The sequence below is a fragment of the Micromonospora sp. NPDC051227 genome (genome assembly GCF_044455385.1).
In the GTDB taxonomy this organism is placed as follows: domain Bacteria; phylum Actinomycetota; class Actinomycetes; order Mycobacteriales; family Micromonosporaceae; genus Micromonospora.
In genome coordinates, this window is the sequence record NZ_JBITET010000002.1 from 207775 (window position 1) to 225442 (window position 17668).

General features: G+C 65.5%; 8 protein-coding genes. All 8 read right to left on the reverse strand.

Translation table 11 applies throughout. The features are described 5' to 3' along the window. Positions 1 to 5 precede the first annotated feature (5 nt). From dpdD to dpdE, 8 genes are read right to left on the reverse strand one after another with little or no spacing between them, the layout of a single operon-like run. Positions 6 to 2162: a protein DpdD gene (gene dpdD / locus ACIA47_RS05170; RefSeq protein WP_396705656.1), complete on the reverse strand. Its 2157-nt coding sequence runs from the start codon at positions 2160 to 2162 to the stop codon at positions 6 to 8. Further along, complete coding sequence (gene dpdK / locus ACIA47_RS05175; RefSeq protein ID WP_396705658.1) at positions 2159 to 2689, reverse strand: phospholipase D-like domain-containing protein DpdK; 531 nt, start codon at positions 2687 to 2689, stop codon at positions 2159 to 2161. The genes dpdD and dpdK overlap by 4 nt, the downstream gene beginning before the upstream one ends. Then, on the reverse strand, positions 2686 to 7113 hold the full coding sequence (dpdJ, locus tag ACIA47_RS05180; RefSeq protein WP_396705660.1) for a protein DpdJ: 4428 nt from the start codon (positions 7111 to 7113) through the stop codon (positions 2686 to 2688). Before dpdJ ends, dpdK begins: the two co-directional genes overlap by 4 nt. Then, the gene (locus tag ACIA47_RS05185; protein WP_396705662.1) at positions 7106 to 7795 is read right to left on the reverse strand and encodes a hypothetical protein; all 690 of its coding nucleotides are present in this window, start codon (positions 7793 to 7795) and stop codon (positions 7106 to 7108) included. Before ACIA47_RS05185 ends, dpdJ begins: the two co-directional genes overlap by 8 nt. Continuing rightward, positions 7788 to 10859 (reverse strand): AAA family ATPase, encoded by a 3072-nt coding sequence (locus ACIA47_RS05190; RefSeq protein WP_396705664.1) that lies wholly within the window; start codon positions 10857 to 10859, stop codon positions 7788 to 7790. The genes ACIA47_RS05185 and ACIA47_RS05190 overlap by 8 nt, the downstream gene beginning before the upstream one ends. Continuing rightward, complete coding sequence (gene dpdG, locus ACIA47_RS05195; RefSeq protein WP_396705666.1) at positions 10856 to 11767, reverse strand: protein DpdG; 912 nt, start codon at positions 11765 to 11767, stop codon at positions 10856 to 10858. Before dpdG ends, ACIA47_RS05190 begins: the two co-directional genes overlap by 4 nt. Positions 11768 to 11769: 2 nt before the next feature. Next, positions 11770 to 14304, reverse strand: a complete 2535-nt coding sequence (dpdF, locus tag ACIA47_RS05200) for a protein DpdF (RefSeq protein ID WP_396705668.1) — start codon at positions 14302 to 14304, stop codon at positions 11770 to 11772. Beyond that, positions 14301 to 17483: a protein DpdE gene (dpdE, locus tag ACIA47_RS05205; protein ID WP_396705670.1), complete on the reverse strand. Its 3183-nt coding sequence runs from the start codon at positions 17481 to 17483 to the stop codon at positions 14301 to 14303. The genes dpdF and dpdE overlap by 4 nt, the downstream gene beginning before the upstream one ends. Positions 17484 to 17668: the final 185 nt, after the last annotated feature.

A 17668-nucleotide genomic window follows, 5' to 3' on the forward strand; every position in this document is an offset into this window, starting at 1 on the left:
CTTAACTATCCGTCAGTCGCCGTCAAGGACAGCGATTGCTCCAACGCTTGCAGGAATGCGCTGACCCCGCGGCCCCGCGGCAGAATCTGTCTATTTCTTGGCCGGATGGCATCGATGGCGCCGGTGGCGGAATGGGATGCGTGCCAGGTATCTACGATCAGATAGTCAGCGCGACGCGCGAGCGACTGCAGCGCCGTTGTAGACACCGTGTCGGCATTCCCCTCTATCGCTCCCGGCGAGCAGAGCCGAGACAGGCGCTTTTCAAGCGACTCTGCGGCTCGTGGTAGGAGTGAATAAAGCCCGACTACTTGGCCGTCAAGCTGTTGCCATAGTCCGTCCGACTCCTCCGTCGACTCCTCTACCAACTGGATAGGCAGGGCAACCTCTTCGGCCAGAGCCTCCAGTTCCGAGCGCTGTCGCAGGTTTAGGCGTCTTTGGAAATCCTGTCCTCTGCTCAGGACCTCCATCACGATGGCGACCTGGCTGCCGGAGTCAGGAGCGGGAGCATTAAGCAGGACCTCGACGAGACCGAGACCCCAGTCGAACATGTTCGGTGACGCCACCCGCCGCCAAAGGCCGGCGGCCTGGACCAGCAACTCTCTGTAGCGCCTCTCTGAGGGCGCCGCCTGCAGCAGTTGGTCGAGCAGAACCAGGTACGCCTCACGTACTGGCGTGCTCACGTTTTGCTGCTCCGCCAGCACTTCCAGCACGGTTTCGCTGAACTCGGCCGCCTGTGCCGCCGAAGCCGTTTCCGCAGCGGCCAAGCAGAGGAGGTCCAGCCCCATCGCGACCTGGTCTGCGTTGACGCCTGTCCAGGCATCCAGCACGCCATTTGCCAGCTCACTCACCGCGGAAGCCGGCAGCGTTCGCAGGCCCTCCCACTGTGCGTGGTGCGCACGCAGTACTTCGGCTGCTTCCGGCCAGTGTTCATCCCGGCTCAGCCGGAAACCCCACTCCACCCAACCGTCGCAGGTGCTGTCTACGAAGTGGGCAAGGTCGTCAATGTCCCGGCGCAGCCGCCGGTCGAGGCTTACCCGATCCTCTGCGACGAGCCTCTGGACGATCTCGAGTACGGCAGGCGCCCTGCCGCTGTCCTGGATGTCGAGGACGGCCTGCACGGCAAACTCGGCGCAGCCGGGGTCGGCAACGTCGAGAAAGGCTTGGACGACCGCCTCGTACTGCCTGTCCTCAAACAACGTTCGGACGTCGTCGTCGGCGGTCTCTGTCGACTGCGGCGTAGTCTGCGCCAGCGCGGCCAGGCGGTACAACCGCTCCTGTTCGACTTCGTCGGCGGCGTGGAGCAGTCGCTGAAATCGCTCGCCGTCACTCCGGGTCAGGGCGTCGACTGCGGCGACATTACGGCCGGCGGCGCTGGCCGGGACGTCGACCGCAGTAAGGACAGCGCCGTAGCGGGCGCCCAGTTGCGCTTCCTCGTACACGTTCTGCGGGCCAAGACCGGCCGCGCACAGGTCGGCTACCTCTGTCCACCACAGCATGTCGAGGAGGACTTCGTTGACCATACGGGGCCTGCGCGCCCGCAGCAGTTCGGCAAGGTACGGCAATTCGCGGAGCTCGCGCCACCGCCCGAGTTTGGCGAGCAGTTCGATGTGCAAGAACCGGAGGTTCTCAGCGCTGAGCTGTCCAGTCAGGCGCAGGTCCTGCAGCGCCTGCTCAGCGAGACGGCTGTCTCGCTGCAGCAGGGCAAGTCGGAAGTCACGCAGCAGGTCGACATGCGACGGCCGGATGGAGCTTAGCCGGGCGTCCCTGCCCCTGGCGGTCGCGACGGCGTCTTCCAGCCGGTCGAGCAACTTCCCAGGGTCGGCATTGACCCTGCGCACGTACGACAGATGAACGAGGCCCGCCGCCTGCAGAGACCGGTCGGGCTGCTCGTCGCCGGGGGAGAATTGCACTGCTTCGATGGTCGCGGTCGCCGGGCCGAGGAAGGCCTGTAACACCTCACGTCCCCGACGCTGTCCCTCCCGGTCCTCGGACAGGAGGTAGAAGCCCTGCGGCTGACGCTGGAGCGGGGCCACCAACCAGCCGCTGGAGCCACTGACCCAGCCCTGCGCCTGCCCCTCTATGAGCATTTCCACCCGTTGGCGGAGCCCGTTGAAGCGGGCCGGGTCTCCCATGCCGACCTGCAGCGCCTCCAGCACCGTCACAGCACACCCCCGAAGCGGTCGAAGGCGTCCATCCGCGCCTGGGCGACGTAGGTGGGTTCGCGCCTCAACTCCACCTGCTCCTCGTTGAGGAGGATGCCGTTGTAGGTGATGTTCATGCTGCCAACCAGGGCGTAGTCGTCGCTGGTCACGGCTTTGGTGTGCAGGCCGCGGGTGCCGTTCACGACGATCGTGACCTGGTCGGTGACCCGCATGTCGACGGTGAGCCGTTCAATGCGTCGGCGGAACGTGTCGTTGTGGGCGTCAGACGTCGTGGCGATCACCACTTGCGTCCCCTCGGCTGCCAAGCTAGTAAGGATCTCAGCGAGCCGGATTCGCCGGCGTCCGTAACGGGTCAGGGCCGGGTAGGTACCGCCACGGTTGTCGACGACCTCAACGTCGGAGATCCACGGCGACACCAGCCACAGACACCTGCTGGGCTTGACGAGTTCCGCAGCGAACAGCGCGCCGAGCAGGTCCAGTACCTCACCCGCGCTCTGCGCCTTGGACTTGCGAATCACCCTGTTCACGGCGCCTCCCGCAGCAACACCCGGGCTTTCACGAAGCGGACCGTCCTCCGTACGCCCAGGACCACCGGATGACACAGGAGCGGCCCGACTTCGACCGGTTGGGTCTGCAGGTCCAGGACGGCAGACCGCAGGACCTCCCGATCGGCGTGCCCGGCCCGCAGCTCTACCTCACCCTGCTCGATCAGCAGTTCCTGGAGTTCCTTACGCCGCTTGTCATCCCACGGCGCGACGTCGAACAGGACCGGTCCGAGGTCCACGTGGTCCCGCACAACGGGAAACGATGCCCCAAGGCGGGGAGCATAGGGATTGGAGGAGACGGTCGGCTGGGCGGCCTGACCCCACGGCCACAATACGTTGGACACCGCGCGAGCCCGCCGTTGTACAGTCACCCCGGCCCCGAGATGCAGCACCTCGTCGAGGTCCGAGTGGTCGGCCATCAGCGCCCCCAGGGTTCGGGCGCTCACCTCGATCCCAGTCTGCTCGGCCGCCTGGTCCCGCAGCTTCAGCCACGAGGCGACCTCCGCCAACAGGCGAGGATGGGCGCCCGGCCCAGCAAGACGGGTGCTCAGCGCGGAGCGGGCCGGACCACGCACGGCGAGACCATGCGCCTGTGCCACATCGTTTACCCGCTCTGTTGCCCGGGCGACAACAGCGTGGCCGTTACGCCAAGAGGTCCGGAGTTCGTCAAGCGCCGACCGCACCTCCGCTGCCTCCGTTCGTACCAGCAGGCTGAGTTCCTCGTCCATGGTCTCCGCCTCGGACGGGGTGAGCGTGTCCTCGAGCGCGTGCGCGAACGCCTCCGGATTCTCGGCGAGGAGCCGTTGGAATGCCTCCACGTGCCCCGTCCCACCCGGCGAGGGCTCCGAGATCCAGAACACGGTGTCGTCGTCGGGGGACAGGTCGACCATGAGGTCGTCGGTGTCGACCCCGGGGCATAGCGCCGAGAGCGCAGCCAGGGCGAGTTGGGCCACCGACAGGACGAACCGTCTCTGCCACCAGGCGGTCCACGCCGGCGACCGCTCGTCTCCCGAGATCTCCTGCAGCGAGTCGTGCACGGCAGAGAGCAGGGTGGGATCGCCCAGCCAACTCTCCCAGCGCCGCTCGTCGTCTTCGTCGCGCTCGCCGGTCTCGTCAAGCGCCGTCAGCCCCAACGTCTCGGCTGCCTGCCGCAACGCGCCCGCCAGGCCTGACTCGTCTAACAGCTTCCCACTCTCGACCTGCTCCGACGTGGCCGCCACAAGTACCACGTCGACGAGAGTGTCTCGATCGAAGACTGACATGGCGTTCGGGAGATCAGCTTCGGCCTCGAGTCGGTGCCGTAGGCGCTGTGATCTCTCCTGGGCAGTCGGAGACTGGATGTCGTCGGGGATTCTGACCCTGCCCTCCAAGGCGTCGCACTGCACGTCCACGCCCACGGCTGCCGGCAGCAACCCCTGGTCCCCGGGAACCCCGAAGCTCAGGGCGACCGGTCGAGGGCGTGGCTCCCAGACCGTTCCGCGTGCTGTCCTGGCGTATCGCACGGTCCGGACCCCACCGCCTTGGACGTGGAGGTGGGCGGTGACCCCCTCGAGCAACCGGCTGGCTCCCTGGGCCAGCCGCACCGGGGATCCACCGCCGAGGGCCGACACATCGAACCGCCACTCGGGGCGGACGCTGGACGCGTCCCGGACGCTGTCCGGGACAGAGTCCAGGGCTGCTGCCATAGGCGCATAGACGGCCACCCGGTCATCGCCATCGTCGACCACGTCCACCAGCACAGCACGGTAAGTTCGCTCCACGTCGACCAGCAACTCCTGCTCGCCGGGAGCAACAGTGGGCAGCGGCAGCCAGTGCCGCTTGTTCGTCGCCCACACTCCGAAGTGCCTGCTCACGTTGCCCGGGCAGAATTCTCTCAGCACTCTGAGGGCCGGTAGGCGCGCGACCTCCACCTCGCCACCACGCCCGGGCACCTGCAACTCGACGTCAGGGACCAAGAGGTCGTCGAAGAGGTTGCCTGGCACAAACTGCCGCAGCGGGGTGCGCGTCCGCAGTCCGGCGTCGTCCTCCAACGGCTCCTCGCCACGCCACTGGTCCCGCAGTTGACGACGCATCGTCGGTACCACAGCTAGCAGCAGGGGCCTGGGCGCATCCCACAGGAGGGTGTCGACGACCGAATCCGCCCACTCACCCTTGCCAACGGCGAGCGCGTCCCTCAGGTGACGCCGGAGCCGCCCTCGTTCCGGGCCGGGCCGCAACAGCCGATCGAGCAGGGCGGTCAGAGCAGCCTGCCGGCTGCGCGCCTCAGACTGCTTCTTGGGATTCTCGCGAAACAGCGCCGAGGCGGGACCTGCCAGATATTCCCAGGTGGATTCATTGCCGGAGTAGCCCAACTCAATGGACAGCCAGTCGAAGAGAGCGTAGACCGCCTGGATCCGCAGTATGTAGAAGTTCTCGATGGGGAGGTTTCGCGGCGGCAGGTCCGGATCGAACAGGGCATCGTAGGCGTCCCACGCCTGGCGGTCCCGGCCCCAGTCGCTAAGGACTACCGCTGTCCACGGCCGCATCGACGGGACTCGTCCCGCACGGCCCTTGCGCTGCAGGAACTGCGCGGCGTCGTGCGGTGCCTTATGTTGCAGGACCGCACCCACGCGGTCGTCGTCGAACCCGACCTCGAGGGTTGCGGTCGCGACGATTACCTGGGCTGTTGTGGCGACTCCCCGATCCTGCGAGCTGGTGCGGCCAACCCGCAAGGGTCGGTCCGCCTCGACGCCGTGCCCCAGGTGGTCTGGCAGCCACCACCACTGCCCGTCGGGGTCGCGGTCACCGGTGGCCTCCCGGCGCTCCGCCGCCAACCGTCCCTGCTTCGCCCCACGCAGGTGAGCGAGGGTCTGCGGGCGGCGTTTAAGGAGTTTCCCGGGCCACTGCCAGCCTTCGGCGTTCAGAAGGTCCCAGTAGAGCCGGTTGGTGCTGTCAAGCTTGTCGGTAAAGGCGAACAGCCGACTGCCGAAGGCGCCGCCGGACGAGGGCGGTGGGTTGAACGGGTCATCCGCGGTGGAGTCGAGGCAGCGGGCGAGCGCCATGCAGGCCTGGATGGTGGTGGAGAGCGTACCGGTCCCGGAATGCGGGTCGTGGCGAAGCGCCAGGAGGTACTCAGCCCCTGACTCCTCCAACTCGCCGACGCCTGGCTCGACGACCGTGACCGCACTGGGCGGCAGATCCACGAGCCGGGAGAAGAAGTCACCCGCGTTACGCAGCGTCGCCGACAGGCCGACCCATACCGGAGTACGGCCCAGCCGATGCTTGAGCCTACGGAACAGGAAGGCGTTCTGCGCTCCGGCGGTGCCCTCATACGTGTGCACCTCGTCCAACAGAACGGCGGCTAGGGTGGCCGGCTGGATGCCGAACGCGCCGAGGTTGCCGGGGGCGGCGAGTTGCCGGTTGAGCGACTCTGTCGTGCTGAGCATGAGATCGGCCGGCTGCTGCCGTGCGCGGTCGCGGGTCAGCCTCAGGTACTTCCCCTCCACCTCCGCCTTGCAAGAGGAGGAAGAGCACACCAGCCGCTCGTCGCCAGCACGGCATTCAGCCTCGGGCCATACCAGCTCCGCGTCGCATTCGAGACACCGCAGGTACGGACAAACGTAGCCCCCTCCGCGCTTCTCCCAGCCCTCAGCCCAGCCCTTCTGAACGTGGTAGGCGGAGGCAGGGGTGGGACCAAACCACGTGGCGACGCTCAACCCCACACCCCGCGAACCGTGGGTTTCGCCGAGGCGCTTCGCGTACCTGACTAGCGTTCGCAGCTGGTCCTTGAGCAGTTCGTTACGGGGATACAGGGCCAGAGCGAACGTGCCACCTCTTGACCCGCTCCGCCTCGTCGACGCCTGGTCCACCAACCAACTGATCAATGGCAGGTAAAAGGCCAACGACTTCCCACTGCCGGTCCCAGCGGTGATCATCGCTCCCGCCTGCTGACCGCTGCTTAGCGCCTCCAGCACAGCCAAGTTGCTCCGCTGCTGGAATCCGGACAACGTCTTGGGAATGAGCCGCCTTGCCGCGGCGACGCCTGCCGGCCCCAGGGACCCGCGGATCTCCGCGAGCACCTGACCAGCGGCTACGTCCCGCTTGGGGCGCCTCCGCGGCCGATGGAGAAACCGATGGTCCAGCACCAGTGGCCGTCCGTCGGTAACTCGTCTCCCCGGGAACGCCTGACGCATCGTGGCAAGCAGACGCACCGTCTCGGCGCTACGGGACCGGTAGCCGCTGGTCGGGGAGCGGACGATGAGCGCGGCGTCGACGAGTTCGCGGAGCAGAGCCGTCGGTTCGCCATGGTCCGCCAACAGCGACAGGAGTTCGTCCTCGGTCCACTCGGCGCCAACCGCTCCCCACGCGAGCAGTTCCGCCTCACGGAGTTCGATGGTCGTGAGCGCTTCGAGCGCCGGTTCACCCACGTTCGCCGTCCTGAGGCCGCCCCGGCACTACCCGGAAGTTGTGAAGGGCGTTGTTGTCGACAAGCCAATTCCGCACGTCCTCGTCGAGCAGGTCGAGTGCGGCGCCGCCTCGTGTCGCCGCAGAAACAAACCCCTTCACCGCCGGAGGAAGTCGGTGCTCCAGAAGTGCCAGGAGTTCGGTGACCTCCGCAAGCACCCGCATCGAGTCCGCGTCAGGCGGCTTTCGTTCCAGCCGCGCCAGGTGACCGAGGGCACCCTCCAGTTTGGGCGCCACGTCCTCAAGGCCCTCGACGCCGGCAAGCGCCTTCGCTAGGTCTCGCAATTCGTGAGCATTGCCGGCTTGGGAAGCTACATAACTCCTCCACCCGCCCTGCACGGCCTCCCGCACCTGGCTTCTCAGTAACGTGAGCAGGCGTACGACCGACCCCAACTGCCGTGTGCTCGGCTCGTGTTGTGCCGACCGCAACTGAGTCCGAAGTCCCGGTATGGAATTTACACCAGTCCACCAATCGCCACGGCCGAAGGCAGCAGCCTGCGCCAATGCCGTGAGGTCCCGAAGGGCATCGTCGAGTTGCTCGTCGAACTGGTCAAAAGCGTCAAGGTTCGCCTGCAGCCGTACCGCGTCGCTGGCCTGGTCGACCGCTTCGCGGGCCTCTCTGATCCACGTCGTGCCGTCAGCCATCCTTCGCCTCCGCGGTACTCAACTCTTGGAGTCGCGCCTCAAGCTGACCGAGCTTTCGGCGCACTGTCGCGGACAGACGATCCAGATCGCCGGCCTGCCCCCCGCTACGGGTGCACTCCAGGCGGGTCGCTGCCATTGTTCGCCGGACCACCTCGAGGGCCTGCGCACCCACGACCGCCTTTCGCGCCCAGTGCTGGATGTGCAGTGCCTCCTGCGCGGCTGACTCTCCAAGGTCTGGCTGCCAGTCGAGCGGCAGGTCAGCTGGCAGGACCTTTAACCGCTCAAGGGCAGTGGTGAAAGCCTGCCAGCCGTCACGAGGGCTGAACAGTCCACTGGCAAGGGCCCGCCTTCCCACCTCTTCGGCGGCGCGGGCGACGGATGCCGGCGTCTGCCCTTCAAGGCCGGTGGCGAGCACTTCCACCGCCGCCGCCACTTCGGCTAAGAAATTCTCGGCTGCCGCCTCGATCGCAGGCAGCAGATCCCGCGCCGCCTTTGCGACGACCGGCTCAGCATCGGCATACCGCGCCACCACCGTTTTAAGGTGCGCCGCCGGCGAGCAAAGCACTTGTTGAAGCCCCGCCTCAAGCTCGGCGGCATCGATAAGTTGCGGTTTGCCCGTGTGTCCCTGCCGTACCGCCGCGAGTTGTCCGACAAGGTCAGTGGCAGGTATGCGTCGTAGCACCTCACGTGCCGTGCTGTCGGCATTTGCCCAGCCCGGCGTACTCCGCATGACCGCCTCGGCAGTCTCGTTCAACACAGCGCCGACGTGGTTGAGTTGGCCTGGCGCGGCCCCGGCGGCGAGTAGGGCGACCGCTCGGGTGCCGACCGCCGCGGAGGCAAGGTCCCGCCCACCGACGCGCCTCCGGAACGCCGTACGGACGAGCTCAGCCCAGTGATCCAGCCGCTCTTCGAGGCTGAGCATCATATCCACCGGGTCGTATCCCTGTGGCCACAGCCATTTGCCTCTCTCGGGGAGCCAATGGCCATGCTCCGCAAACCATCGTCCTGCTATCAAAACCCGGATATCCTCCGCTCTGCGACGTAGTTCGAAGCGAAGTTTGCCGGCACCTGCGGATCGGCCACGCGCGTCGGAGCCAAAGTCGAAAGACTGCCGGTTAAAAAGGCTGTTGATGATGAGGGCGCCCTGGTCGTTCGCGATGTGGAACAGATCCTGGTCCAAATCGAGGCGTGAGAAGACGAGACGATAGAGAATGTCCCGATAGAGGTTCACTTGACGGTCGGGGAGGCGCTCGTCGTTCTGCCACTGGAAGAGGTCCGAGAGGGGACTCGGCTGCACCTGCGTCGGCTCCTCTCGCCGCTTGGGCGAGACGATGGGCGATGCCCCTGGCTTGCGTGGCCCGCCGTTGTCTAGCCCGAAGGCCTCGACAACGGCAGGCAGCAGAGGGTCCTCGTCGCCCCAGATGACGAGGGTTCGGTACAGCCGTTCCGCTTCATCACCGATTCGGCCGCCGAGCAGGGTGTCCTTCCCATATTGAACCTTGAAGTCGAAACGCTCGCGCACGTGCTCGTGCGGATACGTGCCGCGGGCGATGTGGGGTTCAGCCTCAACGAGTGTCTCTGAGACGCACACGTCCAGGATCTGCCTTGGCGTCGCATCTGGCCCCCGGGCCTCAAGAGACCGCCGCAGTGCAATGCTGTTGTACGGGTAGAGCCCGACCTTGCCCAGTCCAGGAATATCCGTGGTCCCGAAGCCCGTGTGGCACTCACTGCGGAAGCGGCACGGCAAGCCCTCCTCGCGGGTATCACAGGCGTTGCGGAGCCAGTCCCTCCCTCCTGTGCTACGCACTGCAGACCAATCGGCTTCGACATTCTTACGCCCGAGGCGGACCAGGTTCAGATAGCGGGCCACGAAGGCGTCACGATCCTCGAGGGGGAAGGTGTCGACCTTGAACTGGTGCGTGATGCGCGTCTGTACCGTCTCTGGGAAATCTGCGTAGCGGTGCTCGGTCACCGCGAAGAGGACACGCAGCGGAGCCATGTCGGATCCGGGTTGAATGACAAACTGGTCGTACAGTTCACCATCGACCAGACCGAATTGGGCGAGGTCCTCAAAGAGGAGGACCAGTTCGCGTCCCTGCTTCCGGAGCGCTTGCCGCGAACGCTGAAACAGCAGGTTCAGGGTCTCACCAGTGTGGTCGTGCAGACCGATGGTCCTGGGTAGCGCCTTGCGCAGCGCCTCATCCAGCAACCGCAACGCCGGTTCGGGATCCAGCGTGATCTGGTCCCACAGGACACGAAGGTTCCCGTTTCCAGCCAACTCTCTGCGCACACCCGGCGCGCGCAGCGGTAGATCCGCATCCTCGAACCGCTCCTGCTGCTCATCCCGCCGAGAGGTCTGCGCGAAGATCGACTGCACGACGTTGTGGAGTAGTCCACCTGGCCTGAGGAGGATCCGGTTCACCTGCGGCAGGACCAGAAGGTCGGCTAGGCCGTCACGGCGTTTCCCGTTCTCGTCTGGCTCTCCCAGGAGGTTGTTGCGCTCCTCCCGAGCGCTCCGTTTCTCCGGGTCCTCGTCCTTATGAACTGCTTGTAGCTCGAGTGTCCAGGTAAGAGCGAGCCGCATCTCCTCCAGCAGGCGGTCCTGCAGTTCTGCCGGCGTCGTCTTCCCAACGGCCGCGTCGACGCGCTTCATCAAGTCCTGTCCGCCGCCGCCGGGAAGACCATTGACGATACGCCGCAGCAGTTCGCGAATGGTCTGCACTGCGCGTGGCACGTAGAGCACGTGGTAACGAGGGTCCGGGTCAAGATTTGCATTCACCCAGCGGACGACGTGACTCTTACCCGCTCCCGATTCACCGGTGACCGCGATCAGCGTGTTCCGGTCAGGATCGCCGATGGCCGCCTGCAGGGCCCGCAGGACCTGGCGTTCGTCGGAACTATCGCCCGGAAGTTGCTCGCCCTTTGGATGTGACACAACCATGGGCGTATGCGCGGCGAGGAAGACGGCATCTGCGTCGCTGGGCAGCGCTCCGATGTCGGAATAAACTGTCTGGCGCACGTCGCCATTTGTCCAGCACCGGAAACGCTTCATCGTGCTCGTCATTCAGCCACCTCCGCAATACGTACCTCGCCGATGCGCCAACTCTGGCTACCGATTTTCAGGACGGCTGCGGCGCTCGCGTCGGCGGACGGGGCGAGGTCGAGCACTCCTCGGCGCTTCAACTTTTGCGCGGCGAGCGCAAGCGATGCCGGTATTCCCTGAGGTCTCGCAGTGCCTTCGGGCAGGGCCGACACGAGGGCCGGATGGCCGAGAACCGGCAGAATCTCAAGTAGTTGCCGGAACCACTGCTCGGCGCGCTCCTGCTCAGGAAGTCTGTCGAGTATGTCAAGCAGTGCCCTGGTGGGGTCCACCAGGAGACAGGTCTCCTGTCCGCTGACCTGTGCGACCGTCGCGATCCCGAGGGACCGGGCCCACCGCTGAAAGGCTCGCCACTGCTCAGCATTTTTGACAGCCGTACGCATGCCGGCGTTCTCAAACGCATCTTCCGGCCCCTTGTCCCAGTTGGTCGAAAGTGGGTTCAGCGGATCCCGTAGCAGTACCCAGGTCAGGGCGAGCGCGACGTCGGAGGGCGTTTTCTTAGCCCTGATCTCGTCTAGGGCGCGCGCGCTGAGCAGTCGAAGAACCAGACTCCGGAAACCGCGGGAGTCTGCGGTTGGGAGTTGCCCAACATCATCCCGGATGCTGTCTCTGAGCCTCCAGCGGCGTCGTCCATGTCCGCTGCGTTCGCTGTCGAACAGTGCCAGGTCCTCGCCGACGCTCAACGATGAGGTGAGGACGTTGGATGCATCGGCGCCAGGAGATGAGCGGCCGCGCCTCTCGGTTATGGCCTCTGGTTGCAGCATCCTTTGGAGTTCGGTCTCTTCCGCACCGTCGGGCTGCGTCGCCAGATACCGGCTGATCACCAGCAGGGCGGGGACGCTGGCGAGGTTATGCTGTTTCAGGTAGTCCACGATTAACTCCCCAAGATGTGCAGAGCGCTGTCGGCATCGAGCCCCGCGAGATCCCGGCCCACCTCATGACCTCCAATGGTTGCCCCTGCCGGCAACAGCAGCACATCGAACGCCTGAGGAGCGGCAAGCCGCCGAGACGATCGGGCTCGCGGGCTCAGCCAGGATCTCGGGATGCGGTGTCCCGCCGGCCAGACCACAAAGGAAGAGCAGGGCGTCAAGTCGCTCGGGGCGACAGGCGACGGGTCGACAAACAGCCAGTCAGGATCCTCTACAGGACTTCCGACAGTCCCGGCGATGTGCCGCACGCCTCGCCGGACCAGTGCGCGAGCGAGCTGGGGAGCGACTCGCTCATGGTCGTTCGTTAAAAGGAGGATGAGGCCATCCCGGGCGCCCGCCGCGTCCGCGAGGTCGTCGAGGTCAGCGGTCGTGTCACCTGGGAGCGGCCAGGCCTGGGGCGGCCACGGCGGCCGTTCGTCCGCCCTGGTCTCCCCGTCGGCTCGGCAACCTGGGCAACGCCCACACGGCCAGGCAGGCTCGACGAAGTGGGCTGCCTGGCCGAACAGAGCATAGACATCGTCGTCCGGACGATACGACTGCGCTATCGCCTCGCAGGCCCGGACGTCTCGTTTGGCGACCGACTCCATGAGCTCCAGAGCTTGGGTGGAACGCCCTGCTTCCCTCTTCTGCCATGGCGTCCACTTTTGCAACCAGAACCCAGGGGTGAAGAGGTCGCCACGAGTCAATTCCACTGTCGCCCAATCAGCCTGGTGGTCGCCGTCCCCGACCAACTCGGTCAGGTCCTCAGCGTCGACCTGGAAACGGCGAAGCCCGTCCAACTCGACGAGGCCTTGAACGAGTTGAGCGTTCCAGCGGCGGTTGTACGATCCCCGGCCGACGCCGCGACTGCCTTCCAGATCGAGGAAGGACCTCCCACGCAACTCTTGACGGTGGTGCCAGAGGTCCGACCATCGTTCCTGGGCCGTATCAGCATTCAGCACCGTGATCCCCAGACTCGAGGCCTCTCGACGGTCCTGCGGGGCGGTTACCAGGAGCGCAACCGAGGCATCCCCGTCGCGTCCGCCCCGTCCCAACTCCTGGTACCACCGGTCCACCGTCTCGGGCAGGCACCCATGCACGACGGTCCGAATGTGTCCGTAGTCGATGCCGAGCCCGAAGGCCGACGTGGCGACGACCAGGTCAATCCTGCTCGAGTGGCCGTCGGTGGTACGCAGGTCGGCCAGGACTTGGGCACGATCGTCAGAGTTCGTCTCCCCCGTCACCATCGCAACCCGCCGATACCCTGCTTCACGAAGGCGAGTCAGCCAGCGCTGGGCGATTTCCGGCGAGGTGACATAGAGCAGGGCGGGTCGCGGCAGGTGCGCCAAGGCCTCAAGCACCCACCCCATACGCTGCTGATCGTCCTCCGCGTCGCTGATCCACATATCGGGCTCGGCCCGAAGGGAGTTGGCCGCGATCAAGGTGGACGAATCCCCGGATCCGAAAAGGTCCCGCAGATCCTGCAGTTCGTGTGACCCCAAAGTTGCGCTGAGTAGCAGGGTCGTCGGGCTGGGATGTCCTGCTTGCCTGGCCCGCTTGACGAGATCATCCCTAAAGTTGGCAAGCGTCCGGAAGTCTGGGCGGAAGTCTCGCCCCCACTGAGTGACCAGATGGGCCTCGTCAACGACAAAGCCCCCGAGGCGACCGCTCGACGCAGCCTCCATCAGCAGTGAGCGCAGTGCCCGGCTGACCGACTCCGGCGAGGTGACAAGGATTGGTTGTGTTCCGTCAATGACCCGACGGCGCAGTCGTTCCCGCAGATCCTCCTCCGTGCTAGCGGTCCAGGCGAAGTGCAGGGCCGTCTTGTCCGCTCGCGGGTGCCTCCGCGCGTAATGGTCTCGAAACCGACGCTCGAAGTCGTAGGCCAGTGCCACAGTCGGCACGACGATGAGGGTTACCGCGTCCGGGTACCGCTCTGCCAAGCAGAGTGCTACCTCTGTCTTGCCGGAGCCGGTGGGCAGCATGGCGATAATGCTGCTGCCGTCTGGAATCGACACTACGGACCGGCAGGCGGCACGTTGGCCGGCGGTGCGGTAGCGAACGTGCCCCGTAATGCGCTCGAAGAACGGGTCGGCGGGCAGGTTGTCTTGGTGAAAGCGCTGCGCCAATTCCGTGCCAGCCGCAGCCGCCGCGTCTGGCGCATCGCCCCGCAGATCGAGCCACTTGGGCTGCCAGGCGGGCGCGAACCAGATGCCACCCCAAGCCTCTCGCAGGTTCACGACCTCAGCAAATCGGCGCAGCCGGGCGGAGATCTGTGGGGAGACGGGAACTCGCACGTTCCGTTTGGCTACCAGCGACCACCGCCGCAGGAGATGCCGGACGAGTACGGCGAGGTCGAGGTCACCGCCCTTGGGCTCGCGGACAAGTTGCGCTACCCGGGCATAGAGATCGTCCTCGAACACCGGTGCGCCCATGGAGGGGGCGACCAGGAGCTGGCGAAGCGGCTCTTCAGGATCGAGTGATGGCCCGTGCTCTGTCATGAGGCCGGCCAGAGGACGATGCCGCCGCATGCGGTCATTTGGACAGTGGGTGTGCTGACGCCCCGCACAAGCGCCTGACCGATTGCCTCCTCGCGATTGAGGTCCAGTTGTGCGCTCAGACGTTCAGCGGCTGACCCCAGCCGCTTCGATCTGGCACGCAGCACAGAGAGCCGCGCCCCTACCTCCGCCTGTGCCCGCTCTGCCGCGGCCGCCGGTGCACTCGCCAACGCTGGCGACGTCCGCAGGAGGTCCTGGGCTGCCTCCCCGGCCATCTGGCAGAGTTGCTGCCAGTCGGGAAGAGCGGACAATACCTGCTCCCACAGTTCGCCCCTCAACACCTGGTCGGATCCCGGGGCAAACGGTAGGCCCAGTACATCCCGCACGAGGCTTGCTGGGGCCGACCCGGAGGCGCTCGTCCAGTTGCGAACGATGGCTGGCGGCAGAAGCGCGTCAGCTCGACGCTGCAAACGCCGGCGCTCGGCTTCGCTGGTGACCTGCGCGTGCGAGGCGTCGAATTCCACCAGGAAGTCGCAATGCAGCCAGAGAGTCGGTACTTCAACCGCCGAGCAGGGGCGAACGAAAGCGTGTGCCCGTCCCCTCTCGTCTCTCTGCAGGTATCCGGCGAGCCAGTCGACGAGGGGATCCCCGAGGCGTAGAGGAGCAACCCCTCTTCGAGCGATGGAAGCGTCGCGTCCGTACGCGCGGGGTCGTTTGAGTAGGGGACGCAGTTGCTCTACCGCATCGGCGGGAAGTCCGTGGATCTCCGGGCTGAAGTGCAGCAGGCCCTTGTCCGGGTCTTCACAGGAACGGATCCCGACGCCTCCTCGCCTCCCGACAAGTCGTGAGAATGCCTCACGCAACGCGGTGACATTGTGTTCCGCTTCGCGCAGTTCAACCACAGCCGCCTGGTCGAAGTGCGATGTAAGGGCGCCGGCCTCGACCTCCTCGAGAAGGTCGACCTCCTCGCGCTCCTCCTCAAGGTTGGCCCGCAGTTCGTCGAGGTCGAACTCGAACGCGTGTCTGCCTGAATGTTGCAACCGTTGGCTCAGCTCATCTAGAAGTTCGGCCAACCTGTGATGCAGCGTGGCGGCGGACTGCGCGAAGATTCCGATACCGTCGGTCAGCAGTCGGAGGTGTGAGCTGACCCAGCCGCTGTCCGGTTCAGCGAAGACGACGATCTCCGCAGCACCTGGTCGCTGACTGTATCGATCCAGCCGCCCGATTCTCTGCTCCAATCGGTTCGGATCGAGCGGCAAGTCCAAGTTCACGAGGACGTGGGCATCCTGCAGGTTCCGGCCCTCTTCGAGTGACTGGTCTCCTATTAGAACCTGGCCGCCTGGCGCTGACAAGAAGTCCCAGACGACCTCTTCGTGGTCACTCTGGCCCGCACCACCGAAGTGCCTCCCGACCCGTCCTGGCCAGCGAACGGTGGCGTGCTCATAGAACTCCCGAGCAGTGTCGGGCGCGGTCCCGACGACCACAACCTTCAGGTCCTGGTCGAGCCGATCTTGTACCACCTCGAGGCTGGAACGCAGGCGCACGCTGGTATTCAACAGTTGGAGACGAGCTACGGCTGCCTTCAGCAGTGGCCGGTCGTGCGGGGGTACAAAATCGTGACTCCCGGCCGATGCCGCGAGCCGCAACTGCAGGTGGCGTAGAAGTACGCGCGGTCCGCCCAGTCCGTTGAGGACCGCCCTCGCGTACAGGCTTCGACTATCTCCGCCGCCCAGATGTTCCTGGTAGCGCTCTAAAAACGTATCCACTATTGGGCGGGCTGGGTCATCAAGCCGGACGAAGACCGTGCGCCGGCCGGCCACTGGGTACTCTTCAGTGGCCGGCGTATTCCGGCGATGCCGGATCAGCCGCCTGCTGACGCGGTACGTCTCCCTTACGTAGTTGACTAGGTCGGACCAGAGGGGGGATGCCCCGTCCTCCTCCGATCGGCATTCCTGCACGAGGCGGCGAACTGTCGGGTCCGTTCCGTGCAGCAGTTCCAGATTGTTCAGAACGCTGAGACGATGGCGTCTGGCAGTGCGGGGCGAGGAAAGTAACTGAAGCCCCGTGGCCTCTCTCTCGCGTTGTGCTACTCGCTCTCGGAACCCCTCTATGTCGTTGCTCGGAAAGGCGACGGGATCAACGAGGTTAAGTAGGTCGAGGAAGGTTGCATAATTTCTGCGCATCGGCGTTGCCGACAGCAGCAGGAGGGCCTTGGTCTGCAACAGGTTCTGCCGGAGCGCGGGCGTCCGGTCGAGAAAATCAACCATTCGGTGCGCCTCATCCACCACAACAAGGGCCAACTGACCCAATGATGGGTCGTCCGCTAGTTGCTCGTGGGAGGCCAACTGCAGCCTTCCCTCGTCGATCTCCTCGCCGAGGAGGAACCGATCGTTCAGTTCCTCTTCCCATTGACTCGTCAGTTCGGCTGGCGCGGAAACGAGTACGGTTGCCTCGGGGTCATCGAGGAACATCTGGCGGATGACGAGGCCAGCTTCTATGGATTTGCCGAGCCCGACTTCGTCTGCCAGAAGATAACGTCGCACCGGGTCTGCCAGCACTCTGGCGGCGGTGTCGAGTTGGTGCTGGTAAAGCGCGATAGGCGCCGACAACGCAGCGGTGAAGCCTCGGGCGACACCACGCTGGTGGACCAACTGGTCAAGGAAGCGGTAACGCGCCTCGTAGTACTCGGGTGAGTCACAGAACCCGTGCGCCACGGCACCAACCGGGTCGGCCAGTGGCCGGTTCCACCGCACCAACAGGTGCCGCTCTTCCAGGGCGATGTCCCCGGAGACGGCCGGTAGCCGCACTAGGTAGCGACCGTGGCTCAAATGGCCGGCTACCTCGCCTGCCATCCAGCCGTATGTCGTGCTCCTGACCCACACACGCGCGCCGCGGTCAAGCTTTGCTAAGCGGACTCGGCCGACAGGTACTTTCCGAACCTCCTCTCGAACCCCCGGTAGGTCGACGTAGCGGAGGTGGGCCTGTCCACTTTCGATCGCCTCACACCACGCGAAACCCCGGTAGCCTTGAATGTCGCGGACGATGCGCCCGACCAAATGTGATCTACCATGGCCTACATCGCCCGCATGCCGGAGTCGGCCGGCGGCGTTGGATGTAGCGGGCGTTCCGAACAAAGGGCGCGCCTTCCAATGCGAAGTCGGGCAGCCAGGGAGTTCATGCAAATTCTTAATCGTTCCGCTACGACCGCGCCGGTGGAGCTAGCGCACCAAGCATCGCCCTGACCTCCCAGCAAGGTGTGTCGGGGACACTACCGGCAGAGGCCCCCACAGTGGGACCCCGAGTAATCAACCGTTCAGCCGATCCCACTTCGCCTCTTTGCGCTGTCAATAACCTACGACGATGATGT